This window comes from Micromonospora sp. C31 (assembly GCF_018070575.1).
Classification (GTDB): Bacteria; Actinomycetota; Actinomycetes; order Mycobacteriales; family Micromonosporaceae; genus Micromonospora.
In genome coordinates this window covers 1-26,395 of the sequence record NZ_JAGPXN010000028.1, presented here as the reverse complement: position 1 = coordinate 26,395, position 26,395 = coordinate 1, and the positions used below count along the sequence as shown (strand labels likewise).

General features: G+C 74.1%; 23 protein-coding genes. 15 read left to right on the top strand and 8 right to left on the bottom strand.

What is annotated here, in order from left to right; genetic code table 11:
- Window positions 1-24 precede the first annotated feature (24 nt).
- From KBX06_RS25905 to KBX06_RS25885, 5 genes are all read right to left on the bottom strand, one after another.
- Window positions 25-990 carry a DUF1702 family protein gene (locus KBX06_RS25905; RefSeq protein ID WP_210839536.1) on the bottom strand — a complete coding sequence of 322 codons (966 nt, stop codon included), beginning with the start codon at window positions 988-990 and terminating at the stop codon, window positions 25-27.
- Window positions 991-1,207: 217 nt separating this feature from the next.
- On the bottom strand, window positions 1,208-2,203 hold the full coding sequence (locus KBX06_RS25900; RefSeq protein WP_210839534.1) for a DUF1702 family protein: 996 nt from the start codon (window positions 2,201-2,203) through the stop codon (window positions 1,208-1,210).
- A gap of 179 nt (window positions 2,204-2,382) precedes the next feature.
- Window positions 2,383-2,985, bottom strand: coding sequence for a copper resistance CopC family protein (locus KBX06_RS25895; RefSeq protein WP_247686699.1), 603 nt, complete (start codon window positions 2,983-2,985; stop codon window positions 2,383-2,385).
- Window positions 2,985-3,563 (bottom strand): hypothetical protein, encoded by a 579-nt coding sequence (locus tag KBX06_RS25890; RefSeq protein ID WP_307854757.1) that lies wholly within the window; start codon window positions 3,561-3,563, stop codon window positions 2,985-2,987. Before KBX06_RS25890 ends, KBX06_RS25895 begins: the two co-directional genes overlap by 1 nt.
- 111 nt (window positions 3,564-3,674) lie before the next feature.
- Window positions 3,675-4,748 carry a carboxymuconolactone decarboxylase family protein gene (locus KBX06_RS25885; protein WP_210839530.1) on the bottom strand — a complete coding sequence of 358 codons (1,074 nt, stop codon included), beginning with the start codon at window positions 4,746-4,748 and terminating at the stop codon, window positions 3,675-3,677.
- A gap of 195 nt (window positions 4,749-4,943) precedes the next feature.
- Between KBX06_RS25885 and KBX06_RS25880 the strand changes: the two genes are divergently transcribed.
- The 6 genes from KBX06_RS25880 to KBX06_RS25855 all read left to right on the top strand — a co-directional run bounded on the left by KBX06_RS25880 (window position 4,944) and on the right by KBX06_RS25855 (window position 12,392).
- Entirely contained in the window at window positions 4,944-6,002 is a 1,059-nt protein-coding gene (locus tag KBX06_RS25880; protein WP_210839528.1) for an SDR family NAD(P)-dependent oxidoreductase, read from the top strand.
- 351 nt (window positions 6,003-6,353) lie between these two features.
- Window positions 6,354-6,923 carry a DUF5987 family protein gene (locus KBX06_RS25875; protein WP_210839527.1) on the top strand — a complete coding sequence of 190 codons (570 nt, stop codon included), beginning with the start codon at window positions 6,354-6,356 and terminating at the stop codon, window positions 6,921-6,923.
- Entirely contained in the window at window positions 6,920-8,554 is a 1,635-nt protein-coding gene (locus tag KBX06_RS25870; RefSeq protein ID WP_210839526.1) for an FAD-dependent oxidoreductase, read from the top strand. The genes KBX06_RS25875 and KBX06_RS25870 overlap by 4 nt, the downstream gene beginning before the upstream one ends.
- A gap of 99 nt (window positions 8,555-8,653) precedes the next feature.
- A complete protein-coding gene (locus KBX06_RS25865; protein WP_210839525.1) occupies window positions 8,654-9,748 on the top strand; it encodes a carboxymuconolactone decarboxylase family protein in 1,095 nt (364 codons plus the stop codon).
- Complete coding sequence (locus KBX06_RS25860) at window positions 9,732-11,429, top strand: MFS transporter (RefSeq protein WP_210839524.1); 1,698 nt, start codon at window positions 9,732-9,734, stop codon at window positions 11,427-11,429. The genes KBX06_RS25865 and KBX06_RS25860 overlap by 17 nt, the downstream gene beginning before the upstream one ends.
- 168 nt (window positions 11,430-11,597) lie before the next feature.
- Window positions 11,598-12,392, top strand: coding sequence for a TIGR03084 family metal-binding protein (locus KBX06_RS25855; protein WP_210839523.1), 795 nt, complete (start codon window positions 11,598-11,600; stop codon window positions 12,390-12,392).
- A 252-nt stretch (window positions 12,393-12,644) separates the two neighbouring features.
- Here the strand turns inward: KBX06_RS25855 and KBX06_RS25850 are convergent, their stop codons facing one another.
- From KBX06_RS25850 to KBX06_RS25840, 3 genes are all read right to left on the bottom strand, one after another.
- Window positions 12,645-13,100: an SgcJ/EcaC family oxidoreductase gene (locus KBX06_RS25850; RefSeq protein ID WP_210839521.1), complete on the bottom strand. Its 456-nt coding sequence runs from the start codon at window positions 13,098-13,100 to the stop codon at window positions 12,645-12,647.
- 132 nt (window positions 13,101-13,232) lie between these two features.
- Complete coding sequence (locus tag KBX06_RS25845; RefSeq protein ID WP_210839520.1) at window positions 13,233-14,825, bottom strand: GMC family oxidoreductase; 1,593 nt, start codon at window positions 14,823-14,825, stop codon at window positions 13,233-13,235.
- 107 nt (window positions 14,826-14,932) lie between these two features.
- Window positions 14,933-16,114: an acyl-CoA dehydrogenase family protein gene (locus KBX06_RS25840; RefSeq protein WP_307854756.1), complete on the bottom strand. Its 1,182-nt coding sequence runs from the start codon at window positions 16,112-16,114 to the stop codon at window positions 14,933-14,935.
- A 424-nt stretch (window positions 16,115-16,538) separates the two neighbouring features.
- On the opposite strand from KBX06_RS25840, the gene KBX06_RS25835 reads away from it, so the two are divergent.
- The 9 genes from KBX06_RS25835 (at window position 16,539) to KBX06_RS25795 (ending at window position 25,997) form a co-directional block, all read left to right on the top strand.
- Complete coding sequence (locus KBX06_RS25835; RefSeq protein ID WP_210839519.1) at window positions 16,539-17,006, top strand: SgcJ/EcaC family oxidoreductase; 468 nt, start codon at window positions 16,539-16,541, stop codon at window positions 17,004-17,006.
- A 35-nt stretch (window positions 17,007-17,041) separates the two neighbouring features.
- A complete protein-coding gene (locus tag KBX06_RS25830) occupies window positions 17,042-17,527 on the top strand; it encodes an SgcJ/EcaC family oxidoreductase (RefSeq protein WP_210839518.1) in 486 nt (161 codons plus the stop codon).
- Window positions 17,528-17,599: 72 nt separating this feature from the next.
- Window positions 17,600-18,400 carry an SAM-dependent methyltransferase gene (locus KBX06_RS25825; protein ID WP_210839517.1) on the top strand — a complete coding sequence of 267 codons (801 nt, stop codon included), beginning with the start codon at window positions 17,600-17,602 and terminating at the stop codon, window positions 18,398-18,400.
- 57 nt (window positions 18,401-18,457) lie between these two features.
- Entirely contained in the window at window positions 18,458-19,801 is a 1,344-nt protein-coding gene (locus KBX06_RS25820; protein ID WP_210839516.1) for a nucleotide disphospho-sugar-binding domain-containing protein, read from the top strand.
- A 178-nt stretch (window positions 19,802-19,979) separates the two neighbouring features.
- Window positions 19,980-21,134 carry a DegT/DnrJ/EryC1/StrS aminotransferase family protein gene (locus tag KBX06_RS25815; RefSeq protein ID WP_210839515.1) on the top strand — a complete coding sequence of 385 codons (1,155 nt, stop codon included), beginning with the start codon at window positions 19,980-19,982 and terminating at the stop codon, window positions 21,132-21,134.
- A gap of 57 nt (window positions 21,135-21,191) precedes the next feature.
- Window positions 21,192-22,253, top strand: coding sequence for a glucose-1-phosphate thymidylyltransferase (locus tag KBX06_RS25810; protein WP_210839514.1), 1,062 nt, complete (start codon window positions 21,192-21,194; stop codon window positions 22,251-22,253).
- A 58-nt stretch (window positions 22,254-22,311) separates the two neighbouring features.
- Window positions 22,312-23,616: a lipopolysaccharide biosynthesis protein RfbH gene (gene rfbH / locus KBX06_RS25805; RefSeq protein ID WP_210839512.1), complete on the top strand. Its 1,305-nt coding sequence runs from the start codon at window positions 22,312-22,314 to the stop codon at window positions 23,614-23,616.
- Window positions 23,617-23,667: 51 nt separating this feature from the next.
- Window positions 23,668-25,014, top strand: coding sequence for a nucleotide sugar dehydrogenase (locus KBX06_RS25800; protein WP_210839510.1), 1,347 nt, complete (start codon window positions 23,668-23,670; stop codon window positions 25,012-25,014).
- A complete protein-coding gene (locus KBX06_RS25795; protein WP_210839509.1) occupies window positions 25,011-25,997 on the top strand; it encodes an NAD-dependent epimerase/dehydratase family protein in 987 nt (328 codons plus the stop codon). The genes KBX06_RS25800 and KBX06_RS25795 overlap by 4 nt, the downstream gene beginning before the upstream one ends.
- Window positions 25,998-26,395: the final 398 nt, after the last annotated feature.

The following is a 26,395-nucleotide window of genomic DNA, read 5'->3' as shown; positions in this document are numbered from 1 at the left end:
CGGCCGATGGGTGGGGCGCCACGGTCAGCACCGCCCCTCGAACTCCGCGGCGATGGCCTGGCGCCACCGCTCGTAGGCGGGCGTGGCGCCGCCGTCCCGGTCGCGGGGCAGCGTCACGTCGGTGACCTTCGACGCCTCGGCGGTGGACATGCCGCAGAACACCTGCGTGGCGACCTCGTTGTGGCCGACGACCAGGCCGGCGCGGACCCGGGCCCCGGCCGCGAAGGCACTGCCCTGGGCGAGGTCCACACGGTGGTCGCCGGCGCGGTCGCGGAACCGGTGCAGGGCCGCCTCGTCGGCGCCCCCGGCGTAGGTGGCGGCGAGGCCGGCCCCGGCGTACAGGTCGGCCCGCCGGTGCGCGGGGAACGCGCTGAAGATCTCCGTCACCCGGTCCACGTCGGTGCCGCCGACGAACCAGGTGGCCCGGCCGATGCCCTGGTCGATGACCCGGTCGGCGTACCCGCTCGGGCCCTCGGCCGGCCACGGGAACCGCGGGTGGCGGTACTGCCCGTACACGTACCGGTCGGTGTGGAAGTACGCCTGGTGGAAGCCGTAGCCGTCGAGCACCAGCCACCGCAGCAGCGGATCCGGAGCGTACAGCTGACCCCAGCGCATCCGGGGCACCCGGGCCATCGCCCAGCCCACGCCGACGTAGATCATGTAGACGTGCGCGTCGCCCCGGCCGGCGAGCAGGCCCGCCACGTGCCGGGGGCGGCCCGGCCGCAGCGCGTCCCGGACGGCGAAGCCCATCCCGGCGCCCTCGTACGCGAAGCCACGAAAACGCGTCGGCACCGTCTCCAGGCGGTGTTCGGCCGCTGCCGCGGTCGGCGCCTCGGCGGCGTACCCGTAACCGGCGAGGAACGAGGCGCCGACGGTCTCGAGCAGCTCCTTCGATTCCTCGTTCTTCACGTGGAATCCGCGCACGTCAATTTTTGTCTCGGAGATATCTGGCGTCAGCATTCTGCGCCGCAGATCACGCAGGCTCTGCATCGCACGTTCCCCCAAAGGGTCGGTGTTCCCGTTTACCGGGATGGACATCCATTTCGATGATGGCAAAAGCGAGAAGAGTTGATTTCTTCAACCTTGCGCATTTGTCGCAACTATTCGAAGACGTTCACGTCTTCCGCCGACCGCGCGCGGCACGGCGACCCGGGACCGGGCGCCGAAGCGCCGGGGCCGGGCCGCCCGACGATGGCGCGGACGGCTCTCAGCGGTCGTGGCCGACGCCGGCCGGCGCGAAGTGTGCGCGGACGTTACGCCGCCAGACCTCGTATGCGGGCAGCCGCCCGGCGGCCTCCACCCGGACCGCCACGTCGTCGGCGAGCGCCGCGGCGGCGGCCACGGAGCGCCCGCCGAGCGCATGCATCGCCGCCTCGCTGTGCGCCGGCACGTACCCCGCGTGGCTGCGGGCCTTCGCGGCGAAGACCGCCCCCTGGGCCAGGTCCGGCGCGTACGCACCGGCGTCGGCGCGCAGCGCGACGAGCGCCTCGGCGTCGGCGCCCCCGGCGAAGGTGGCGGCGAGCCCCACCCCGCTCCACAGGTCGCCGTGCCGGTCGGCGGCGAAGGCCCGGACGGCCCCGGCCACGTCGGCGGTGCGGGCACCGTGGATGAACCACAGCGCCCGCCCGAGACCCTGGTCGGTGGCCCGCGCGAAGTAGTCCCCGTGGCCCTGCCACGGGTACGCCGCCAGCCGCTCCTGCCGGGTCACCCAGCGATCGAGGTCGAAGTAGGCGCGGTCGAAGCCGTAGCCGTCCACGGCCAGCCAGGTCATCGTCGGGTGGTACGGGTTGCCGGTGAGGTCCGGGACGACGTGCCGCCAGAAGCGTCGCGGCAGGCGTGCCATGGCGAAACCGATGCCGATGTAGGCGAGGAAGAGGTGGGGCTCGCCGGGGCCCCGCAGCAGGTCGCGGGTGCGGGTGCCGCGCCGGGGCCCCAGCACGTCGAGGATGGTGCAGGCCATGGTGGCGCCCTCGTAGGCGAAGCCGAGCAGTTCCCGGTCGACGAGCGCGAGCCGGCGCTCCAGCTCCCACGGGTCGCGGGTGTCGACGCCCCACTCGAACCCGCAGACCACCGACTGCGGAACCGCCTCCAGCCGGCGGGTGACCTCCGTGGCGGGGCCGGGGAAGCCCCGACGCGCGAAGGTCACCTCCGCGAGCGTCGGCGCCATCAGCAGTCGACGTACGGAGCCCAGTACCGTCGGCATGGCAGATCCCCCTGTCGGTACGACGACGCCGGCCCCGGCCGGCGGGTGAGTTCATCGTCACCTCACGCCGGCCGGGGCCGCCTCTTCTGCTGTGCGCTCATCCGCCGCCGGAGCCGGGTGGCCGGGGTGGCCCCGGCAGGGCCACGCCCGCCCGGTACGCCGCCGCGTCCGCAGCGGGATCACGGGCCGGTGACGGGACCCCTGCCCCGCTGCGGGCGCAGGAACATCAGCAGCAGGGCCACCCCGACGAGACCCAGGTCCAGGATGAGGAGCACGCCGTTGATGCCGTCGATGCGGGCGTGGTCGTGGCCGGCGGTCACGGCCGCGTCCCCGACCGGCGCGGCGACGGGCCCGGCCGGGACGACGCCGTCGGTCACGGTGAAGCCGGCCAGGCCGGCGATCTGCCGGCCGTCGGGCAGCCGGGCGCGGTACGCGACACGGTAGGTGCCCGGCCCGGCGTCGCGCACGGGCACGACCAGGCGGCCGTCGCGCACGGCCGGCCTCGCGGTCGAGACGACCGCCCCGGTCGGTCCGGTGACGGCCAGGTGCAGGTCCTCGGCCGACTCGGCGCCGCCCAGCGTGAGCGTCACCTCGGCGGGGGTGGCCCCGACGACGGAACCGTCGCCCGGGTCCAGCATCAGCCTCCGGCTCGCGGCGGGGCTGCCGAAGGCCAGCAGCGCCAGGATCGACAGCACGACCCCGGCCGCCACGACGACGGCCGCCCGCTGCAGGGCCCCGGCCAGCGCGGGCGGCGCGGGCGGCCCGGCGGCGTCCACGGTCATCACGACGGCTGCGCGGCGGCCTCGGGCTGCCGGCAGCTGCACGACATCAGCTCCGCCTCCGCCACCGAGGGCCGCAGGTGCAGGTACATCGCGATCACCATCGGCACGAAGACGACCGTGTTGTAGAACAGGTGCAGCTCGACCCGGGGGATCACGACCTGGAGCAGGCTGGTGGGCACGGCGCTGTCGAACAGGTGCCGGCCGGTCTGCGCCTGCAACAGCAGCAGCAGGTGCTCGATGTGGTGCCAGAACTGGATCGCCAGGGCGGCGGTCCACCAGTTCCGGCTGCGCCCGACGAAGCCGGGACGCAGCATCCACAGCCCGACGAGCATCACGATGGCGTAGCCGTAGTGCAGCCACTCCGAGCTGACGAGCCACGGGAACGGCATGCCGAGCACGCCGCGCGCCTCCGGCCGCGACCAGCCCAGGCCCCAGATCTGGTACGCCTGCACCAGGTGCTCGGCCCAGTGCGCGAGCACGATCACGAGAAACGCGTTCAGGGCGGCCCGATGGTGCGTGCCGTTGAGTGCCGCCCAACGCCCGGACGGACCGGGCAGGGTCGCCTGGTTGCTGGTCACGTTGCCTCCTCGAGGGGTGCCGGGCGCGCGGGAACGCCACGCCCTCACCCAGCGTGTCGGCTCGGACACGCCGACGCGTCTTCGATGGTGCGCAGTTCGCCTCGATGCCCGTCAGACCGGCTCGGGGGAACCGGCGGGGACGTACCAGGCGCCGACCCGGCGGGCCGCCGCGAAGCTGGCCCAGGCGACCGCGTCGACCAGGGCGGCGTCGCCCGGCCGGTGGCGGCGGAACTCCGCGACCACCTCCTCGTCGACCTGGTAGGAGGCGAACGCGGTGAGCAGGGCCAGGCGGCCGGCGGCCCGTTCCGCCTCGGGCAGGGGCGCGATCAGCCGCTCGCACCACTGTCGACTCAGGCCGGTCTCCTCCCCCCGCCAGACGTCGAGGCGTTCGGCGACCAGTTCCCGGACCGCCGGCGGGACCGCCCGCTCGCCGGCCGCCTCGAACGCCGCGTAGGCGCGGGCCATCGCCCCGGCCACGTGGGGGCTGCCCGCCGCCCAGGCCGCCTCCGCCGGCAGCGGCGCCGGCGGCAGCAGCTCCACCGAGCGGCCCGGCTCCCGGGCGTCGCGCAGCGTCCCCTGCAGCAACCAGCCGATCCCGCGCTTGAGGCGCCGCCGCGCCCGCGGCGTCAGCCCCGGGGGGAGCAGGAAGTTGGCGAGGAACACGTTGACCACCCGCGCGATGTAGTGGAAGCCCACCACCACGCCGACCAGCTCCGCGCGGCCCCGCTCCGGAAACGGCAGCACCGGGCGCGAGGTCTGCGGCTGGTGCGCCGTACGGCCCCACTCCGCCGCCTCGCGGATGTTCCGGTCGGCGATGTCGGTGAGCCGGTCGGCCACGATCGCCTCCGCGTCGTGCTCCGTGGAGAGCTCGTAGAGCCCGACGCTGTGCATGTCCACGCAGTACGGGCAGATGTTCGCCACCGACACGGCGGCGGCCACCGCCTCCTTCGTCGCCCGGTCCACGTTCTCCGTCGGCAGCAGCGGCTCCCGCATGACCATCCAGTACGCGGCCAGCACCTCCGGCGACGGGGAGTGCAGCTGCGCCGGCGGCACCACCAGCTGCATCTCCTGCGCGACCTGGGCGTAGACGGTCTCCACCAGGCCCCGCGCGGATCCCTGCGGCACCGGCGTGACGTAGTTGACCTGACGCTGGACCACCGACGAGGCCACCCGACTAGCGATCATGATCTGCCTCCTGCTCTGCGCCGCCCCGCCGGGCGGTCACGACGACGGCTCCCACGACTGCGGCAATGCCAGTATTGGGAAAGCGGGGCCGCAGGCAACGCGATCGACGCCGGTTGAGCACCCTCGGAGAAGGAGGGGTCGACGGCGCCCGCGAATGATGGGCCACGACCCAGTCCCCCACCCGCGGGAGTCGCGATGCTGGTCCTGGTAACCGGTGGCACCGGATTCATCGGCTCCCACTCGACGGCGGCCATCCTCGACGCCGGCCACCGCGTCCGGATGCTCGTGCGTGACCCGGCGCGCGCCCGACGGGTGCTGACCGCGCTGGGCGCCGACGCCGGGCGTGTGGAGCTGGTCACCGGCGATGTCACCGACGCCGCCGCCGTGGCCCGGGCCGCCGACGGCTGCGCCGCCGCGCTGCACGCCGCCGGCGTGTACAGCTTCGACTCGCGGGAGCGGGGGCGGATGCGGGCGGTCAACCTCCGTGGCACGGAGGTCGTGCTCGGGGCGGCGCGGGCGGCGGGCCTCGACCCGATCGTCCACGTCTCCACCTTCGGCGCGCTGCTGCCGGCCGCGTCGCCGTTGACGGTCGACTCGCCGGTCGGCGCGCCCCGGGAGGCGTACCTGCGCAGCAAGGCCGCCGCCGAGCACGTCGCGCGCCGGCACCAGGACGACGGGGCGCCGGTGGTCGTCACCTACCCGCTGGCCTCGCTCGGGCCCGACGATCCGCACCTGGGCGACCAGACGACCCGGGTGCGCAACGTGCTGCGCGGGTTGATGCCGATGTGGCCGACCGGCGGCTTCCCCGTCGGCGACGTACGGGACGTGGCCCGGCTGCACGTGGCGGTGCTCGAACCGGGGCGCGGCCCCCGCCGCTTCCCTGCCCCCGGGCGGTACGTCACCACCGGCGAGTTCGTCGACGCGCTGCGCCGGGTCACCGGGCGGGCCCTGCCCACCCTCCGGCTGCCGGCCCGGGCCCTGCTGCCGATGGGCCACCTGGTCAGCGCGGCGCAGCGGCTGTCGCCCGTGCACCTGCCCGCCGAGCACGGCGCCATCTACCTGTGCGCCACCGCCCGCCCGATGGACGCCACGCCCACCGAGGAGCTGCTCGGGCCGGCGAGCCGGTCACTGGACGAGACGCTGGCCGACACCGTGCGCTGGCTGCACCGGACCGGGCGGCTGAGCCGCCGCCAGGCCGGGCACGCCGCGCTCCCGGCGACCGCCGCGCCGCGCCCCGCCACCGGGCCGGCCTGACCCACCCGCCGCGGCACGGCCCGCCCCGACCGGGCGGGCCGACGGTCCCGGCCGCCGTCCGACGAACCGGACCGGAGGCGTGGAAATTGCGCCCCGACCGACCCGTACGCAATTTTCCGCCAATCGGCTGGGCAACTGCCTCAGCAAAACAGAAGATGCGTCCCACCTGCGTCGGTCGCCACGATGATGCAGAACTTCGCGCACCATCCGCACCGCACGGAAAACCATTCCGCGCGACCACCATTTCATTCCTTGCTTCCGTCGCCTCACCGGGCGGTGGTCAAGGCTGCCCGAAAAACGTCATGGCGGGACCGGGAACCGACGCGCCCGCCCCAGAAGGAGGTAGCCGCCGTGCAACCGGAAACACCCGAGGAACAGCAGGCACGCGTGCTGACGCTGGAGGCGTTCGCCGACACCATCATCCCCGGCGCGAAGCGGTCCGCCGACGACCGGGCGATCGCGGGCGTCTCGACCGACGGCGGGGCCGTCGAGTCCGGGGCGCTGGCCCTGATGGAGGACCCGGCCGGCGGGTTGGCGCTGATGCTGGGCACGCTCAGTGAGGCCCTCAACGCGCACGCGACCGGGTACGCCGAGGCGAACGACCTGACCCTCGACCCGGCGGTGCCGCCCTTCGTCGCGCTCGCCTTCGACCACCGCACCGCGCTGCTGGGTCACCTGCTCGCCCCGGACAGCCCGGAGAAGGAGATGTGGGTGGGCCTCGCCCTGTTCAGCAACATGGCCTACGACAGCGCCGCCCACATGAACACCGTCGACGCGCTCGCCGCGGGGCATCCGGGGCTGCTGGCGATCGGCATCACCAAGCCCGACGACGACGGGTTGTGGCGGTTCCCCGAGTACTCGTACGGACGCCCGCTGTCGCGACTGCACCCGCACACCACGCCCACAGGGAGCCCGGCATGACCAGTAGCGCAAGCACCGACGTCGTGGTGATCGGCAGCGGCTTCGGCGGGGCCATCCCCGCGTACCACCTGGCCGCGGGTGGGGCACGCGTGGTGGTCCTGGAGCGTGGGCCGTGGCTGTCCAGCGAGGAGTTCGACCACGACTTCAAGCTCGGCTCGTCGTACACCCGGATCTTCGACTTCACCGTGGGCGACGGGATGAGCGTGCTCGGCGGCAACTGCGTCGGCGGCGGCAGCGTCGTCTACTTCGCCACCATGCCGCGCGCGCCGCGGTTCGTCTTCGAGCGGCAGGGCAGCATCGGCCGCCGGATGTGGCCGGCGGCCATCACCCGCGCCACGCTCGACCCCTGGTACGACCGGGTCTGCGAGTCGCTGCCGGTGACGATGCAGAGCTGGGACAAGGTGCCGTACGCCGGCGGCCTGTTCGCGGCGGCCTGCGCGCACGCCGGACGCACGGCCAACCCGGTGCCGTCGGCCGTGGACGTCGACAAGTGCACCAACTGCAACTGGATGATGGCCGGGTGCCGCTTCGACGCGAAGCGCTCCCTGCTGCTCAACTACCTGCCGGCGGCCCTGGCGCACGGCGCCGAGATCCGGCCGTTGCACGAGGTGCAGCACCTCTCCCGCACCGACGACGGCGGGTACCGGGTGCACTACCGCATCGTCGACGCGGAGGACTACCGGATCCTGCACGACAGCGGGACGATCGACGCCAGGATCGTCATCGTGGCGGCCGGGGCCGGGGCCACCCCGGTGATCCTGCAACGCTCGGAGCCCACCCTGGGCACGATGCCCCCCGCCGTCGGCCGGTACTTCTCCGGCAACGGCGAGCGGCTCAACACGGCCGTCTTCGACGACGACCGGGTCCGGGAGGTGCTCGGCCTCAGCCGCCCCGACGGCAGGGGCTACGCCGCCAACCAGATCGGCCGCGGGCCGACGGTGGCGACCTGGGACCGGCTCGACCCGGACCTGCCCGAGTACGAGCGGTACTCGCTGGAGCAGCTCTTCTTCCCGCTGGGGCTGGGCACGATCCTCGCCCAGGTGCCCGACGCGCAGGGCCCGAGCTGGTTCGGCCTGGAGAAGAAGGAGATGCTGCGCCGCTGGCAGTCGTGGCTGACGCTGTTCACGATGTCGGAGGACGACAACGAGGGCGTCTTCGGGCCGCCGCCGGCGACCGGCAACGCCGACCGCATCTCCCAGCAGATGCTCGGCCGGGGCCCGTTGCGCTACCGGCCCACCGCCAACACGCTGCGGGGCTGGGCCGCCGCCGACGCGGACGCCCGCGACATCCTGGAGCGCGACGGGCTGGCCCGGGTGATGCCGTGGACCAACGACGTGGTCGGCGCGTACACGGTGCACCCGCTGTCGTCCTGCCGGATCGGCGACGACCCGGCGACGTCGGCCCTCGACGACCGGCACGAGCTGCGGCAGCACCCCGGCATCTTCGTCACCGACGGCTCGGCGGTGCCCGGCGCGCTCACCGTCAACCCGGCCCTCACCATCGCCGCGCTCGCCGAACGGGCCGTGCCCGGCATCGTCCGCGCGGCCCAGGAGCGTGGCATAGACGTCACCTACCACGGCGCGCTGCCCGACGGGACGGTCACCGCGGTGCCCCAGGTCGTGCCCAGCTAGGACCACGACGGGCCGGGGGCGCGCCCGCCCCCGGCCCGGCCCGCCCGAGCAGGAAGGAAACCGATGGGCAGGCGACTGGCTCGGGTGACGAGCCGAACCATGCTGACCCACGTCCGGCACGTGACACCGGTCGCCCCGGACGCCGCCGCCGGGCCCGTCGCGCGGGTCTACCGGCAGCTGGCCGACGACTTCGGCGTCCTCGCGCCCCCGGTGCTGCTGCACTCCCCGGCCCCCGACCTGCTGCGCGCGTGCTGGCTGATGCTGCGCGAGACGCTGCTCGCCGAGGGGTTGGTCCGCCGCGAGGCGAAGGAGGTGGTCGCCGCCGCCGTCTCCGAGAGCAACCGGTGCCCGTACTGCGTGGAGGTGCACGGCGCCACGGCGGCCGGGCTGCTGGGCGACGCGGGCGGGTGGCTGACGGCCGGGGTCGGCGGGATCGGCGACCCCCGGCTGCGGGCCCTGGCCGAGTGGGCCCGGCACAGCGGGGCCGCCAGCCCGACGCGCCGCCGTCCTCCGCCCTTCCCCGCCGAGCACGGGCCGGAGCTGATCGGCGTGGCGGTGACCTTCCACTACCTCAACCGGATGGTGAGCGTCTTCCTCCAGGACTCCCCGCTGCCGCCGGCGCCGGCCGGGATCCGCGCCGGGGTCCGCCGGACGGCCGCCCGCATCATGGGGTCGCTGGCCCGCACCGGGCGCACGCCCGGCCGCTCCCTGGAGCTGCTGCCGCCCGCGCCGCCGGAGGGCGACCTGGCCTGGGCCGTCGGCCAGCCGCACGTCTCCGCCGCCTTCGCCCGGGCCGACCAGGCGGTCCGCCGTGCCGGCGAGGCCGCCCTGCCGGCGCACGTCCGGCGGCGGATCCTGACCTGCCTGGCCGACCCGCCGCCCCCGGAGCCGGGCGGCGGGCGGTGGTTCGACGCCGCCGTCGCCGAACTGTCGCCGGCCGAGCGGCCCGCCGCCCGGCTGGCGCTGCTGACCGCGCTCGCGCCGTACCGGGTCGCCGACGCCGACGTCGCCGCCTGCCGCGACGGCGGCGCCGATGACGCCGCGCTGGTAGCGGTCACGGCCTGGGCGAGCCTGGCCGCGGCCCGCCGGATCGGCGCGCAGTTGTACGGGGACGGCGCCGGGCCGCCCCCGCTCGGCGTACCCGGCGCCGACGTCGCCGGCGGGGAGGAGACCACCCGTGCGGGCGAGGCGTGACCCGGAGCGGACCGTCGACCCGGCGACGACGACGCCGCGCCCGAAGCCCGCCAACCCGTGGGCGGCCCTGCTGGTGCTGTGCCTCGGCAACTTCCTCATCCTGCTCGACACGAGCATCGTCAACACCGCCGTGCCGGACATGATGCGGTCCCTGGACACCGGCATCGACAGCATGCTCTGGGTGCTGAACGGCTACCTGCTGGCGCTGGCGTCGCTGCTGATCTTCGCCGGACGCCTCGGCGACCTGTTCGGTCCGCGTACCGTCTTCGTCGCCGGCTTGGTGGTGTTCGCGGTGGCCTCGGTGCTCTGCGGGGCCGCCGAGTCCCCGGGGCAGCTCATCGCGGCGCGGGTGGTGCAGGGCGTGGGCGCCGCGGCGCTGCTGCCGCAGGCGGTGGTCCTCATCTCCGGCATCTTCCCGGCCGCGCGGCGGGGCGCCGCCTTCGGGATCTTCACCGCCGTCGCCGGCGTGGCCGCCGTCAGCGGCCCCACCCTCGGCGGCCTGGTCATCACCCGGCTCGGCTGGGAGTGGATCTTCTACCTCAACGTGCCGCTCAGCGCGGTCGGCGTCGCCCTGGCCTGGTGGCTCGTGCCCGACCTGCGCACCAGCCGGCCGCGCCGCCTCGACGTGGTCGGCGTGCTCCTGGCCACCGCCGCGCTGGTGGGCCTCGTGTACGCCCTCATCGAGGGCGAACGGCACGACTGGGGCACGGTGCACGGGCCCGTCGGCATCCCGGCGATCCTGGCCGCCGCGGCGGTGTGCGCGGTGGTGTTCGCGCTGCGCGACCGCCGGCAGCGGGAGCCGCTCGTCCCGCCCGGGCTGTTCCGCCTCGGCAACTTCGGCCCGGCGACCGTGATCACGCTCGTCGCCTCCTTCGGGCTGTACGGCTTCCTGCTGGTCTTCGTGATCGAGACGCAGGCGCTGCTCGGCATGAGCCCGCTGGAGTCGGGCCTCGCCGCGCTGCCCTGGACGGTGGTGCTCAGCGCCGTCGCGCCGGTCGCCGGGCGGCTCACCGACCGGCTCGGCGGGCGGCGTCTGCTCGCCGGCGGGCTCGCCGTGTACGCGCTCGGCGTGCTGGGCATGGCGCTGCTGGTCACGCCGCACTCCACGGCTGGCACGTTCGTCGTACCGCTGATCGCCGTCGGCATCGGCATGGGCGCGACCATCGCGCCGACCACGACCGAGGCGATGCGCGAGGTGCCCGCCCGGTTGGCCGGCGCCGCCGCGGGCGTGCTCAACACGGCACGCCAGCTCGGCGGCGCGCTCGGCGCGGCGGTCGTCGGTGCCGTCCTGCAACACCGGCTGGCCGACACGTTGCCCGAGGCCGCCCGGGCGGGCGCGGCGCAGCTGCCCCCCGAGGCCCGGGCGGACTTCCTGCACGGCTTCGGCGGGGCCGCCGGCGAGGGCGCCAGGTTGGGCGCCGGCCAGGCCGGCGGCTTCGTCGTGCCCGCCGGGACCCCGCCGGAACTCGCCGAGAGGTACCGGAACGTGGCGGAGGCGGCGTTCGCCGACGCGTTCCTGCCGGCCGTCCGGCCGGCGCTCGGGGCGGTGGTGGGCGTCCTGCTGCTCGGCGGCCTGATCGCGCTCCGGCTGCGTGGGCGCCCGGCCGACGACGGGACGGGCCACGGTCGCCGGTCGCTGCGCACAGTGGGAGAAGACACCCGCCACGCCAGCCGTCGATGATTGATACGCCGGCACCGACCCGATCGGCCGGCTCCCCCGTCAACCGCCGGCCGCACGGCGCCGGCGACGCGCGCCACCGCGCCGGTCGACGGTCACCCCCCGCGGCGACGCCCGGGGTCCGCACCGTCCGCCCGGATCGGGGCGACACCGCAGCGAGAGGATGAGCGCGTGGCAGAACAGGACGTGTTCGCCGCCCTGGAGGCCGAGGGTGACGACGTCGACCGCATGGTCGCCGAGCTGGACGACGCCGGGTGGCGCACCCCCACCCCCGCCGAGGGCTGGACGGTCGCGCACCAGATCGCCCACCTGAGCGCCACCTTCCGGATGGCCGGCCTGGCCGCCGCCGACCCGGACGGCTTCCAGGCCCTCATGTCGCGCATGAGCGGCGACTTCGACGCCAACGTCAACGCGGCGATGGCCCCGTACCTGGCCGAGGCGCCGGCGGCGCTGCTGGCCCGGTGGCGCGAGGAGCGGGCCGCCGCCGAGAAGGCACTGGCCGCCGTCCCGGTCGGGCAGCCGGTGCCCTGGCTCGTCCGGCCGCTCCCGGCGCCGGTGCTCGCCGCGGCGGGGATGATGGAGCTGTTCGGGCACGGCCAGGACATCGCCGACGCCCTCGGGGTACACCGTCGCCGCACCGACCGGCTCCGGCCGCTCGTCGAGTTCGCGGTGCGCACCTGGGACTTCGGCTACCTGGCACGGGGGCTGGAGGTCCCCACCAGCACGTTCCGCTTCGTCATCACCGCCCCGTCCGGTGCGGTCTGGAACTTCGGGCCACCCGAGGCGGAGCAGGTCGTCGACGGCACCGCCGAGGACTTCTGCCTGCTGGTCACCCGGCGTCGGCACCGCGACGACCTGTCGCTGCGGGCCATCGGCGCCGAGGCCCACCACTGGCTGGACATCGCCCAGGCGTACCGGGGGCCGGCCGGCCCGGGCCGACGGCCGGGACAGTTCGCCACCTCCTGACGTCCCGTGCGCCCCGGTCGGACCGCCGGGGCGCACGGGCCCACCCAGCGACCACGGCCGAGCGCCGTGGTCGCTTCCGTGTGCGCGGCCCCCGCCGTCCGGCACCGCCCGCGGCGGGCACCGGGGCGAGCCGGGGGCCCGGCGGCGGGCGAAGGGACGGCGACGCCGGAGGGGTACGACGGCCACCGCCGGTTCAGGGGCCGGCGGCGGACGGGACGCGGCCGGGCCCCGGGGCGACGGGGTGGGCCGGAGTCAGCCCTTGACCGGGCTGGACTGGTAGGACAGGACCCGCCAGTCGTCGTCGACGCGCACCGTGATGAAGACGATGCGGCTGCTCCGCTCGGCGGCGACCCCGGTCTCGCCGGCCAGCAGGATGCCGCCCTCGGCGACGACCATGGCGGAGTCCCGGTGCAGCATACTGATCTCGACGGGCTCGAAGGTCATCCGGGCCCCCTTGTACGGGCCGGCGAACGCGTCGGTCAGCCAGGCGCGGATCTCGTCCCGGCTGGTCAGCTGGTCGTCGCCCATCAGCATGCTGCCGTTGTCGGTGAACATCTCGGCGATGGCGTCGGCGTCGTTGGCGTCCCAGTTGGCCCGCACCCGCAGCGGCGCGGTGAAGGCGTGACCCTCCTCCCCGTTGCTGTACGGCCCGTAGTGCTTCGCCCACTGCTTGGACTGCTCGACCAGCGACGCTGCCTTGTTGGTCATGGTGTGCTCCTCTGCCGGGTGTCGGATCTGGGTGCTCGCCGGCGCTCCGGTCGCGCCGGCACGGGTACCGCTGGTGGTCACCGCCTCGAACCACGGCCGGTCGCGGCGCCGGCCACGGCTGCGCCCGACGCGCTACCGCGCCGGACCCGCCGCACCGGCGGCCAGCGCCGGCTCGGTGGCCGCGGCCACCCCCTTGATCAGGTCTGCGGCCTTCTCGCCGATGGCGATGGTTGCGGCGTTCGGGTTGCCGCTGACCAGTCGGGGCATCACGGACGCGTCCGCGATCCGCAGCCCGTCGACGCCGTGCACCCGCAGCTCCGCGTCGACCACGGCGCCCATGGCGCAGGTGCCGGCCGGGTGGTAGATGGAGTGGGCGTACCGGCGTACGTAGTCCCGAAGGTCCGCGTCGGACTCCGACGCAGGCGGCCGGAACGGCCGCTCCGTGTACGGCGCGAGAGCCGGCTGTCGGGCGATGTCCAGCCCGATGCGCAGCGCGGCCACCGCGTCGTCCAGGTCGGACTCCTCGGCGAAGTAGTTGTGCACGATCTTCGGCTTCGCGGTGGGGTCGGCCAGAGCGAGCTGCACGCTGCCCCGGCTGCGCGGCGCCAGCATCGACGGACCGTAGGACAGGGCGTGGTCGGTGGGCGTGCCCAGGCCGTTGTCGGCGAACATCACCGGTGCGGAGAGGAACTCCACGTCCGGCGCGGCCAGACCGTCCGTGGTACGCACGAACCCGCCGGCCTCCGGGCCGTTGGAGGTCATCGGCCCCCGGCCCTCGGACATGAACTGCTCGAGGTCGTCCGGGGTGCCGGCGGCGATCAGGCTGACCGGATGCGAGTGGGCGTAGATCAACGGCACCAGGACGTGGTCCTGGAGGTTCTGCCCGACCTGCGGCTGGTCCAGCACGACCGGCACACCGAGCGCGGAGAGCAGCGGCGCCGGCCCGATGCCGGAGAGCATGAGCAGCTGCGGCGAGTTGTACGCCCCGCCGGAGAGCACCACCTCCCGCTCGGCCCGGATCTCGACGTCCGCACCGAGCCGCTGGCCCACCACGCCCACCGCCCGGCCGTTCTCGACCAGCACCCGGTGCACCTGGAGGTTCACCTCGACGGTCAGGTTGGGCCGGTCGGCCACGGGGTGCAGGAAGGCGGTGGCGGTGCTGGCCCGCCGGCCGTCGCGCTGGGTGAGCTGGAACAGCCCGAAGCCGTCCTGCCGCTCGCCGTTGAAGTCGTCGTTGGCGCCGAAGCCCGCCTCCTGGGCCGCCGCGACGAAGGCGGCGGACATCGGGTTGCGCGACCGGCCGTCGGAGACCCGCAGCGGGCCGCCCGTCCCGTGGTAGGCCGACTCGCCCCGCTCGTTGTCCTCCGACCGCTTGAAGTACGGCAGCAGCTCGTCGAAGCCCCACCCGGGCTGGTTCCAGCCGTCGAAGTCCGACCGGTGGCCCCGGACGTAGATCATGGTGTTGATCGAGCTGGTGCCGCCCAGCACCCGGCCGCGGGGCAGGTAGATGCGGCGACGGTGCAGGTGCGGCTCGTCGTGCGTGTCGTAGTCCCAGTCGAGCTGGGTACGGAACAACTGGCCGAACGCCACCGGAACGTGCACGTTCTGGGCCGTGTCCGCCGGGCCGGCCTCGACGAGGCAGACCCGGACGTCGGGATCCTCGCTCAGTCGCGCGGCCAGCACGCAGCCCGCCGATCCCGCCCCGACGATTACATAGTCGTACATCCACCCCTCCTCGTCGCGTGCCCGCCCGCAGGCGTGGCATCAGCGCAGCTGGTACGGATTCCGGGGCGGCACCCGGCGGCGCCGGATGCCGCTACCCGGGCCCGGTGTCAGATGTAGAAGCTGTTCGGCTCCAGGCCGCAGAGCACCCGGCCGTAGAGCTCGAAGTTGGTCTGCGGGGTCATCAGGGCGTGCAGGTTGACGGTGTGCACGTCCCGGGCGATCCGCTGGATCGGCACCGAGCTGTAGACCGACGAACCGCCGCTGGCCAGGGCCAGCACGTCCACCGCCTCGCGCCCGAGCTGGCAGACCGCGCCCACGTCGGCGCGGGAGCGGACCCGCTCCTCGAGCGTCCACGGCTCGCCGGAGCGACCCTTGCTGTCGGTCAGGTCCGCCACCCGGTACCCGTGGAACTCGGCCTGGTCGGCCTTCAGCGTCGCCTCCGCCACCTGGAGGTGGGTCACCGGCGCCTCGGCCTGGCTGGCGTAGTCGGTGTAGGTGATCTTCCGGCCGGGCAGCCGCTCGAAGAACGCCTCCCGGGCGGCCCTGGCCAGCCCGATCACGGTGCCGACCGAGGACGCGGCGGCGACGCCGAGCAGGGGCGCCCGGTACATCGGCGACTCGGCGTTGAGCTTCGAGGCGTACTGGCCCTGGAGCACGGCCGGCAGCGGCAGCACCCGCTCCTGCGGCACGAAGACGTCCCGGGCGACGGTGGTGACGCTGCCCGAGCCCCGCATCCCCGAGGTGTGCCAGTCGTCGACGACCTCCAGGTCGGACATCGGCACCAGCATCATGAGGGGCATCGGGGTGCCGTCCGGCGCGGCCCCCATCGCGATGATCTCCTGCCAGTGGCTGTGCAGCGCACCGCTGATGAAGCCCCACTGGCCGTTGAGCAGCACACCGTTCGGCCGGGGCTGGGCGCTGCCCGTCGGGCTCAGCGTGCCGCAGACACGCACGTCGGGCGTGCCGAAGACCTCGTCCTGCACCTCGTCGGGGAACATCCCGACCATCCAGCCCGGGATGCACCACACCGAGGCGGTCCAGGCGACGGAGCCGTCACCGCGGGCCAGCTGGGCCGTCACGTCGGTCAGCGTCCGGGTGTCCGACTCGTATCCCCCGTACCGCTTCGGGATCCGCATCCGGAACAGGCCGGCGTCGGCCATCGCCTCGACCACCTCGTCGTGCATGCGGCGGTTCTCCTCGGACCAGCTCGCGTGCTTCTGCAACAGGGGCACCAGCTCCGTCGCGCGACGCACCAGTTCCGTGCCGGGCACCGTCTGGGTGACGTCCACCCTGACCTCCTCGAAAATCGTCGGTTCGGCGGTTACACCACCGCCGCATGACCGCCGGGCGCACGGCACGGGACCGGGCCAGCGGGGGCATCCGCCCCGGTCGCGTCCGGTCCGGCCATCCGTCACCGGCGGCGGACGGCGCGGTCGCTCAGGGCGCGCCCCGCCTGGGGTGGCCCTGGCATCGTCTGCTCCCGCCGGTGGCCGACGCATCTCCGCAAGTGCGGTGTCGCGGGATTCGCCACCGCCCGGCCCCCGTTCCCGCCCCGACGGCCCCGCGCGGCGCGGCGGCGTCCCCGGCCCGCACGGCAGCGCAATCAGAGAGATGCAGGCGGCGACGGGCCCCGGCAACGATTCGGGGTAGCGATCACGACCGGTACCCGGCGTCGGCGCATCCCGCCGCCCGAACCGACGAAGGAGCACCCCCATGACCACGACCACCCAGGCCAACCGACCCGACCTCGACGCCTACTACGGCCCCTTCACCAGCGAGAAGGAGAAGGAGGCCCTCAGCGTCCCGCTGCGGCTGGTCGCCGCCTGGAGCCGCAACGACGCCGCCGGCGTCGCCGACAGCTTCACCGAGGACGGAATCCTCATCCTCCCGGGCGACGTCTACAAGAAGGGCCGCGACGAGATCTACTCGTTCATGGCCGCCGCGTACGCCGGCCCGTTCAAGGGCACCGGCGTGACCGGCAACCCCGTCGACGTGCGGTTCGCCAACGACGAGGTCGCCCTGCTGCGCACCCACGGCGGCATCCTCGCCCCCGGCGAGACCGAGATCGCGCCGGAGCTCGCCGTCCGCTCGACCTGGGTCGTGGTCAAGCGCGACGGCGAGTGGAAGCTCGCCGGCTACCAGAACAGCCCGCGCGGTGCCGGCGCGACGCTGCGCTGGTGACCGCCCATTCCCCGCGACGATCGCAAGGAGCACCCATGACCACCAAGGCAGCGTCGCGGTGGGGCGACGCGACGGAGATCCTCGAGACCGCCCGCGTCGCGGAGGACCACTCCTACTACCGGGAGTTCGTCAGTGACGACGAGAAGGCCGTCCTGGCCGTACCGCAGCTGATCCAGGCGGCGTGGAAGGCCAACGACCCGGAATTCTTCGCCGACCTCTTCGCGGAGAACGGCAGCCTGCTCATGGGCGACGAGCAGCTGACCAGCCGCGAGCAGATCCGCGCCTTCATGACCAAGGGGTTCGCGGGCCCGTACAAGGGCGCCTACGTCAAGGGCTACCCCGTGTCGGTGAACTTCCTCCACCCGGACGTCGCCATGGTGGTCACCGGCGGCGGCATCATCCTCGCCGGCGAGAGCGAGGTCGCCCCCGAGCGGCACATCCGGGCCACCTGGATCATCGTCCGCCAGGACGACGGCCGCCCGCTGCTCCTGTCGCACCAGAGCAGCCCCGTCACCGGCTGACCCCTGGGGGCCGGCCCCGGCGGGGCCGGCCCCCACCAGCACCCCCGACCAGCGACGTACGAGGAGAGACCGATGTCGACAGAACCTGCCCAGTCCGTGGAGCGGCCGTCGCCGGCGCGGATGTACGACTACTTCCTCCACGGCACGAACAACTACCCGGTGGACCGGGCCGCGGCGGAGGCGGTGATCGGGCGGGTCGGACCGACGCTCACCCGCGACGTGGTGTGGGAGAACCGGCGGTTCCTGGGCCGCGCCGTGCGGCACCTCGCCGAGGATTGCGGGATCCGGCAGTTCATCGACGTCGGGGCGGGCCTGCCGAGCCAGGAGAACACCCACCACGTGGCGCGGCGAGCCGTCGCGCAGCCCCGGGTGATCTACGTGGACAACGACCCGGCGGTCGCCGAGCACGGCAAGCGCCTGCTCACCGAGGAGGAGCGCGCCAACACCGGGATCTTCACCGCCGACCTGCGCGACCCCGGCTCGATCCTCGACCACCCCGACACCAAGTCCCTGATCGACTTCTCCCAGCCCGTCGGGGTGCTGTTCATCGCGGTCTTCCACTTCATCCGCGACAGCGAGGACCCGAAGGGCATCATCCGGGCCTTCCGCGACCGGATGGCGCCCGGCTCGTACCTGGCCCTGTCCCACCTCTGCGTGGAGGGCGGGCCGGACGAGGAGCGCCGGATGATGGAGGACAGCTACCGCAACGCCACCGCACCGATGGTCTACCGGACGGCCGCGCAGATCGGCGAGCTCTTCGAGGGCTTCGAGCTCGTCGAGCCGGGGCTCGTGCCGACCGGCCGGTGGCGGCAGGACGACCCCGACGCCACCTCCACCGACCGGATGTACGCCGGGGTGGCGCGCAAGCTCTGACCCGTTCCGCCGACCGTCGCACCGCACCCACCAGGCCCCGCACAACCGAGGAGAGACATGCGCGTCCTGTTCGCCCTGTGGCCCAACCCGGCCCACCTGTACCCGCTGGTTCCGCTCGCGTGGGCGTTGCAGAGCGCCGGCCACGAGGTCCGTGTCGCGTCCCACCCCGTCCTGGCGGAGAGCACGTTGGCGGTCGGGCTGACCCCGGTCGCGGTCGGCGATCCGGAGATCATGCCGATGGGCCCCGGTCGGCCGCAGCCGCGCAGCGTCAAGCAGCGGCTCGACCGGATCACCGAGGCGCTGGAGCTGACGCCGGCGGACAAGGAGGTCTGGGACGTCTTCTACCAGTTCATGCTGCCGTCCATGTGGGACTTCCACCCGGTGGGTTCCACCGCCCGCGACCCGCACCCGGTCCTCGACGACCTGGTCGCCTTCGCCCGCGACTGGCAGCCCGACCTGGTGCTCTGGGACCCGTGCTTCCCGGCCGGCGCGGTCGCGGCGCGCGTCGCCGGGGCGGCGCAGGCGCGGCTGCTCTGGGGGCTGGACTACTTCGCCTCGACGATGGACCGGTTCGCCGAGCGGGCCACCCGACCGGGCCCCGGCCCCGAGGAGAACCCGCTGGTCGAGACCATGCGGCCGGCTGCCGAGCGGTACGGGCTGGAGATCGACGACGAGCTGCTGCTGGGCCAGTGGACCGTCGACCCCACTCCCCCGGGCGTACGCCTGCCGACCAGCGTCCGGACCGTGCCGATGCGCTGGGTGCCCTACTCCGGGCAGACGGTGCTGCCCCGGTGGCTGCACCACCGGCCGGAGCGGCCCCGCGTCGCGCTCTCGCTCGGGCTGTCCCAGCGGATGTACTTCAAGGGGGGCTGGGACCACGTGCCCGGCCTGCTGGAGATGGTCTCCGACCTCGACGTCGAGGTGGTCGCCACGCTCAACGCCGACCAGCTCGCCGGCATGCCCACCCTGCCGAGGAACGTCCGCGCCGTCGACTACCTGCCGCTGACCCAGTTGCTGCCGTCCTGCTCGGCGATGGTGCACCACGGCGGCATGGGCACCTTCGCCAGCGCGGTGGCGCTGCGGGTGCCGCAGCTGATCACGGACTCCGACGACGACAACGGCATGATCACCATCGAGGCCGACGGCCTGGAGTGGTCGATGGCCACCAAGCACATCGAGTCGTCGGTGACCGCCCGCTGCGTCGCCGAGCGGAGCGCGGGGCTGGTCCTGGACATCAAGAACCTCTCCGTCGACGCGATGCGCAAGCAGCTGGTCCGCGTGCTGGACGAGCCGACGTTCCGGCAGGGGGCCGACTCCCTGCACGACGACCTGCTCGCCACGCCCAGCCCGACCGAGACGGTTCCGGTGCTGGAGAAGCTCACCCGACGGTACCGGGCCTGACCCCAGGCCGTCGTCGCCGGCGGGCGGCGCCCACCGTACGCCCGCCGGCACCGTCCGGTCCCGCACCGCCCGCCCGCGCCCCACCCGGGTGGCGCCCACGCGCCGCCGGGCTGCCGGCTGCCCGCAGTCACCCCGCGCCGCCGTCGGTGGACGTGCGTCCTCGACCACAGGAGAAGCGATGATCAACGTCTTCCAGCCGACCCTCGGCGCCGAGGAGCTCGACGCCGTGCGCGCCGTCTTCGACAGCAGCTGGCTGGGGCACGGGCCGCGCACCAGGGAGTTCGAGCAGGAGTTCGCGGCGCACGCCGGGCTGGTGCCCGAGCGGACCATCTTCATCAACTCGGCCACCGCCGGGCTCTTCCTCGCCGTGGAGCTGCTCGCGCTGGGGCCCGGCGACGAGGTGGTGCTGCCCTCGATCAGTTTCGTCGGAGCGGCCAACGCCATCGCCTCGGTCGGTGCCCGACCGGTCTTCTGCGACGTCGACCCGCGCACGCTCAACCCCTCCGTCGCCGACGTGGAGCAGGCCCTGACAGCCACCACGAAGGCGGTGATCCTGCTGCACTACGGCGGCGTCCCCGGCGAGGTGGCCGAGATCGCCGAGCTGTGCCGCCGGCGCGGGGTGGCCCTGGTGGAGGACGCGGCGTGCGCCGTCGCGTCGACCGTCGACGGGCGTCCCTGCGGCAGCTTCGGTGACATCGCCATGTGGAGCTTCGACGCGATGAAGATCCTGGTCACCGGCGACGGCGGCATGCTGCACGTGCGCGACGCGGAGCTGGCCCGGCGGGCCCACCGACTGGCGTACCACGGCCTGGAGCACGCCAGCGGCTTCTCCGCCGCCGGCAAGGGGGTGCCGCACCGCTGGTGGGAGCTGGACGTGCGGGAGTTCGGCCGCCGGGTGGTCGGCAACGACCTCACCGCGGCGATCGGCCTGGTCCAGCTCCGTCGCCTGCCCGGGTTCGTCGCGCGCCGGCGCGAGATCGCCGAGGAGTACGACCGGCTGCTCGCCGACGTCGAGGGCGTGCGGCTCCCCCCACCGCTGCCCGCCGGGCAGCGCGGCTCGCACTACTTCTACTGGGTGCAGCTCGACCCGGCGATCCGCGACCAGGTGGCCGCCGACCTGCTCGGCGTCGGGATCTACACCACGTTCCGCTACGCGCCGCTGCACAAGGTGCCCGCGTACGGCGCCGGCGGGCACCTGCCCGGCGCCGACGAGGCGGCGCGGACCACCCTCCTCCTACCGCTCCACCAGGGAATGGACGATGCAGACGTACGAACGGTCGTCGACGGTCTGCGCAAGTCCGTCGAGCAGCGGCAGGGTCGGACCGGTGACTGACCGGGCGGCGCGGGCGGTGGCCGGCCCGTCCCGGGGCACCGACGCCGGGAGGACGCGATGAAGGCCCTCGTGCTCTCCGGCGGCGCCGGCACCCGGCTGCGCCCGCTGAGCCACTCGATGCCCAAGCAGCTCGTGCCGGTGGCCAACAAGCCGGTCCTGGAGCACGTGCTGGAGAACGTCCGCGACGCCGGGGTGACCGAGATCGGCGTGATCGTGGGCAGTTGGGCCGACCAGATCGGCGAGGCCCTGGGGGACGGCTCCCGCCTCGGGGTCCGGCTGACCTACCTGCGTCAGGACCGGCCCCGCGGGCTCGCCGACTGCGTCCGCCTGGCCCGGCCGTTCCTCGGCGACGACGACTTCGTCATGTATCTCGGCGACGTCATGCTGCCCGACGGCGTGGCCCGGTACGCCGACGACTTCCGCCGCCACCGGCCGGCGGCCCAGGTGCTCGTGCACAAGGTGGACGACCCGAGCGCCTTCGGCATCGTCGAGCTGGACCCCGACGGCACGGTACGCCGCCTGGTGGAGAAGCCCCGGCAGCCGCGCGGGGACCTCGCCCTGGTCGGCGTCTACTTCTTCACCCCGGCCATCCACGCCGGCGTCGACGCCATCACGCCCAGCGCGCGCGGCGAGCTGGAGATCACCGACGCGGTGCAGTGGCTGGTCACCAGCGGCGCCGAGGTGCGCGCCAGCGAGTACGACGGGTACTGGCGCGACACCGGTCGGGTGGCCGACCTGCTGGCCTGCAACCGGCACCTGCTCGACGGTCAGCCGCGTGCGGTCGCCGGCAGCGTCGACGGGGCCAGCGAGCTGACCGGCGCCGTGGTCGTCGAGCCGGGCGCCCGGATCGTCGCCAGCCGCGTCGAGGGTCCCGTGGTCATCGGCGCGGGCGCCGTGGTCGAGGGGAGCCGGATCGGCCCGCACACCGCGATCGGGCGCGGCTGCCGACTCGTCGACGCCGAGGTGGCCGACTCGATCGTGCTCCAGGACGCCTCGATCACCGCGGTCCGTGGCCTGCGTGGCTGCGTGATCGGCCGCTCCGCCACGGTCAGCCTCGGCCCGGCGGCCGGGAGCCGGCTGGTGGTCGGCGACCACAGCCGCATCGAGTTCGCCGCATGACGCCCGTACGGCCGCCGACCGACGCCCGCTGCCGGGCACGATCCGAGAGGAAGATGGGATGAGCGACCCCAAGGCGCTGCTGCTGGAGAGCGTCCGCAAGTACCACCAGGAGGTCCAGGAGGAGCGGCCGTTCGTCCCGGGGGTGACCGAGATCTGGCCGTCGGGCGCGGTGCTGGGCGCCGAGGAGCGGGTGGCGCTGGTCGAGGCCGCGCTCGACCTGCGCATCGCGTCCGGGCAGAACGCCCGCCGGTTCGAGTCGGCCTTCGCCCGCAAGCTGCGGGTCCGCAAGGCGCACCTGTGCAACTCCGGGTCCTCCGCCAACCTGCTGGCCGTCTCGGCACTCACCTCGGCGCAGCTCGGCGACCGGCGGCTGCGCCGCGGCGACGAGGTGATCACGGTGGCGGCCGGGTTCCCCACCACGGTCAACCCGATCCTGCAGAACGGGCTGGTGCCGGTCTTCGTCGACATCGAGCTGGGCACCTACAACGCCACCGTCGAGCGGGTGGCCGCCGCGATCGGCCCGAAGACCAGGGCCATCATCCTGGCCCACGCGGTGGGCAATCCGTTCGCGGTGGCCGAGATGGCGCAGCTCGCCAAGGAGCACGACCTGTTCCTCATCGAGGACAACTGCGACGCCGTCGGTTCCTTCTACGACGGCAGGCCCACCGGCAGCTTCGGCGACCTGGCCTCGGCGAGCTTCTATCCCGCGCACCACATGACGATGGGCGAGGGCGGCTGCGTGGTCACCTCCAACCTGGCCCTGGCCCGGATCGTGGAGTCGCTGCGCGACTGGGGCCGGGACTGCTGGTGCGACCCGGGCAAGAGCAACACCTGCATGAAGCGGTTCGAGCACCAGCTGGGCACCCTGCCCGAGGGCTACGACCACAAGTACATCTACTCGCACGTCGGATACAACCTGAAGACCACCGACCTGCAGGCCGCCCTGGGGCTGGCCCAGCTCGCCCGGGTCGACGAGTTCTGCGCCGCCCGGCGGCACAACTGGCGGCGCCTGCGCGAGGGCCTGGACGGGGTGCCGCACCTGCTGCTGCCCCACGCCACGCCGCGCAGCGACCCGAGCTGGTACGGCTTCGTGATCACCGTGCAGCCGGGGGCGCCGTTCGACGTGCCCGAGCTGGTGGGCTTCCTGGAGGACCGCAAGATCGGCACGCGGCGGCTGTTCGCGGGCAACCTCACCCGGCACCCCGCGTACGCCGACCAGCAGTACCGGGTCGTCGGCGAGCTGACCAACAGCGACATCGTGACCAGCCAGACCTTCCACGTCGGGGTCTTCCCCGGGCTCACCGACGAGATGATCGACTACGTCGTCTCGTCCATCCGCGAGTTCGTCAAGACCTACGGCTGACCGGCGGGGTCCCGGTCCTGGGACCCGGCAGCTTCCCTGATTGGAGCACAGATGGGTGTTCTGTCCGACCGACGAGATCCTCGGGTGGCGGTCGTCGGGCTCGGCTACGTCGGGTCCTGCATCGCCGCGGTCCTGGCCGAGCGCGGCCTGGACGTGGTGGGCGTGGACGTCGACCCGCACCTGGTCGACGAGCTGCGCGCCGGGCACTGCCGGTTCGAGGAGCCCGGCCTGCCGGACCTGGTCCGCGCCGGCATCGAGGGCGGCCGGCTGCGGGTGACCACCGACTACACCGCGCTGGCGGAGACCGACGTCGTCCTCGTCACCGTCGGCACGCCGGTGCGCCGCGACGGCTCGCTCGCCGACGAGCAGCTCCGTGGCGCCTGCGTCGAGTTGGCCCGCCACCTGCGGCCGGGCCACCTGATCGTGATCAAGAGCACGGTCCCGCCGGGCACCACCCGGGACTTCGTCCTGCCGCTGCTGGAGGGCGGTGGGCTGCGCGGCGGGCAGGACTTCGGGATCGCCTTCACCCCCGAGCGGCTCGCCGAGGGCACCGCCCTGCGCGAGCTGCGGACGTTCCCCATCGTCGCCGGCGGCCTGGACGCCGACAGCACCCGGGCGGCCGGCGACTTCTGGCAGCGGGCCCTGGGGGTGGACGTCATCCCGGTGGACTCGCTGGAGGCGGCGGAGATCGTCAAGCTCGCCGACAACTGGTGGATCGACCTGAACATCGCGCTCGCCAACGAGCTGGCCAAGTTCAGCGCGCTCTTCGACGTCGACGTGCTGGACGTCATCGCCGCGGCGAACAGCATCCCGAAGGGCAAGAGCAACATCAACATCCTGCTGCCCAGCGTCGGAGTGGGCGGCTCCTGCCTGACCAAGGACCCGTGGATGGTCTGGCACTCGGCGCGGGAGCGGGGCCTGGAGATCCTCACCGCACCTGCCGGCCGGCAGGTGAACGCGGGGATGCCGGGCTACACGGCACGCCTGGTCGTGGACGAGTTGGCCGCGCTCGGCCGACCGGCGGAGACGGCGACGGTGACCGTGCTGGGCCTGGCGTTCAAGAACGACACCGGCGATCTGCGGGCCACCCCGACACTGCCGGCCGTGGCGGCGCTGCGCGAGGCCGGCTGCGAGGTCCGCCTGCACGATCCCCTGGTCGACCCGGACGAGGCGGAGAAGCTGTTCGGCCTGCGGCCGGTCGCCAGCCTCGACGAGGCGGTGCGGGGCGCGGACTGCCTGGCCGTGCTGGCCCACCACCGGCGGTTCGCCGAGATCGACTACGCCGCGCTGCCGGTGTCGCGCCCCTGCCTGGTGCTCGACGGGCGCGCGTACTTCCCGAAGGACAGGATCGCCGGGCTGCGGGCCGCCGGCTACCGCTACCGGGGGATCGGCCGGTGAGCGCGCGCGTGGTGGTGACCGGCGGACACGGCTTCATCGGTGGTCACCTGGTGGACCGGCTGCTGCAACGCGGCGACGACGTCACCGTCTTCGACGGTCCGGCCCCGCCGGTGGGGCGCTCGCCGGCCGCGGCGCACGCCCGGCTGGTCGAGGGCGACGTGCGCGACCCGGGCCGGCTGGCCGAGGCGATCAGGCCCGGTGTCGACGTCGTCTACCACCTGGCCGCCGTGGTGGGCGTCGACCAGTACCTGTCCCGCCCGCTGGACGTCGTGGACATCAACTTCACCGGTACGCGCAACGTGCTGGACCTGGCCTGCCGGGCCGGCGCCCGGGTCGTGCTCGCCAGCACCAGCGAGGTCTTCGGCAAGAACCCCGCGGTGCCGTGGGCGGAGGAGGACGACCGGGTGCTCGGCGCGACGTCCGCCGACCGCTGGACGTACTCGTCGAGCAAGGCCCTCACCGAGCACCTGACGTACGCCTTCGCCCGGCAGCACGGGCTGGCGGCCACCATCGTGCGGTACTTCAACGTCTACGGCCCCCGGCAGCGCCCGGCGTACCTGGTCAGCCGCTCGGTGCACCGGGCGCTGAACGGGCGCCCGGTCGTCGTCTACGACCGCGGCCGGCAGACCCGCTGCTTCACCTTCGTCGACGACGCCGTCGCCGGTACGCTCGCCGCCGCCACCAGCCCGGCGGCGCTCGGCGAGTCGTTCAACATCGGCAGCATGGTGGAGAACACCATCGGCGAGGTGGCGGAGATGATCGGCACGCTCACCGGCACCGCCGCGGTGACCGACGTGGACACCAGTCGGGCGCTGGGCAGCGCTTACGAGGACCTGGCCCGGCGGATCCCGGACACCACGAAGGCGCGCACGCTGCTGGGTTGGAAGTGCGAGGTGCCGCTGCGTACCGGCCTGGAGCGGACGGTGCACTGGGCTCGGGAGAACCCCTGGTGGTTGGCCCTGCCCGACACCGGCGCGAACTGACGTCGCCACCGAGGCGCCGCCCGACCCACCAGGTCGGGCGGCGTCGTCGTGCGGGCGCCCGGCCCACCCGCGCCCGGCCCACCGGAAGCGGACGGGCTGACCGGACCTGGCCGACACCCGCCCGCTCCGCCGGCCGGGGACGCCGCGTCCACCGGGCAACCTGCGGCAGTACCGCCGACGGGGATGCCGGGCCCGCCGGGCAACCCTGCGGTGGCACCGCCAGCGGCTCCGGTGTCGCCCCGTGGTACGGCCAAGGCGGGCGCGGCCGGGGTGGAGCCAGAACGGTGTGCGGCCGGGGCGAGCCAGAACGGTGTGCGGCCGGGGCGAGCCAGGACGGTGGGGCCGGGCGCGCAGCCAAACGGCGTGGGGGGGGGGGGGGGGCGGGCGCCCCCCCCCCC

Bases quoted from the DNA above. Each gene is read 5' to 3' on its own strand.
- KBX06_RS25895 (WP_247686699.1), bottom strand. From the start codon at position 2,985: ATGACCGTGGACGCCGCCGGGCCGCCCGCGCCGCCCGCGCTGGCCGGG.
- KBX06_RS25820 (WP_210839516.1), top strand. From the start codon at position 18,458: ATGCGCGTCCTGTTCGCCCTGTGGCCCAACCCGGCCCACCTGTACCCG.
- KBX06_RS25880 (WP_210839528.1), top strand. From the start codon at position 4,944: ATGCTGGTCCTGGTAACCGGTGGCACCGGATTCATCGGCTCCCACTCG.
- rfbH (WP_210839512.1), top strand. From the start codon at position 22,312: ATGAGCGACCCCAAGGCGCTGCTGCTGGAGAGCGTCCGCAAGTACCAC.
- KBX06_RS25815 (WP_210839515.1), top strand. From the start codon at position 19,980: ATGATCAACGTCTTCCAGCCGACCCTCGGCGCCGAGGAGCTCGACGCC.
- KBX06_RS25870 (WP_210839526.1), top strand. From the start codon at position 6,920: ATGACCAGTAGCGCAAGCACCGACGTCGTGGTGATCGGCAGCGGCTTC.
- KBX06_RS25905 (WP_210839536.1), bottom strand. From the start codon at position 990: ATGCAGAGCCTGCGTGATCTGCGGCGCAGAATGCTGACGCCAGATATC.
- KBX06_RS25900 (WP_210839534.1), bottom strand. From the start codon at position 2,203: ATGCCGACGGTACTGGGCTCCGTACGTCGACTGCTGATGGCGCCGACG.
- KBX06_RS25865 (WP_210839525.1), top strand. From the start codon at position 8,654: ATGCTGACCCACGTCCGGCACGTGACACCGGTCGCCCCGGACGCCGCC.
- KBX06_RS25835 (WP_210839519.1), top strand. From the start codon at position 16,539: ATGACCACGACCACCCAGGCCAACCGACCCGACCTCGACGCCTACTAC.
- KBX06_RS25885 (WP_210839530.1), bottom strand. From the start codon at position 4,748: ATGATCGCTAGTCGGGTGGCCTCGTCGGTGGTCCAGCGTCAGGTCAAC.
- KBX06_RS25850 (WP_210839521.1), bottom strand. From the start codon at position 13,100: ATGACCAACAAGGCAGCGTCGCTGGTCGAGCAGTCCAAGCAGTGGGCG.
- KBX06_RS25810 (WP_210839514.1), top strand. From the start codon at position 21,192: ATGAAGGCCCTCGTGCTCTCCGGCGGCGCCGGCACCCGGCTGCGCCCG.
- KBX06_RS25845 (WP_210839520.1), bottom strand. From the start codon at position 14,825: ATGTACGACTATGTAATCGTCGGGGCGGGATCGGCGGGCTGCGTGCTG.
- KBX06_RS25800 (WP_210839510.1), top strand. From the start codon at position 23,668: ATGGGTGTTCTGTCCGACCGACGAGATCCTCGGGTGGCGGTCGTCGGG.
- KBX06_RS25830 (WP_210839518.1), top strand. From the start codon at position 17,042: ATGACCACCAAGGCAGCGTCGCGGTGGGGCGACGCGACGGAGATCCTC.
- KBX06_RS25825 (WP_210839517.1), top strand. From the start codon at position 17,600: ATGTCGACAGAACCTGCCCAGTCCGTGGAGCGGCCGTCGCCGGCGCGG.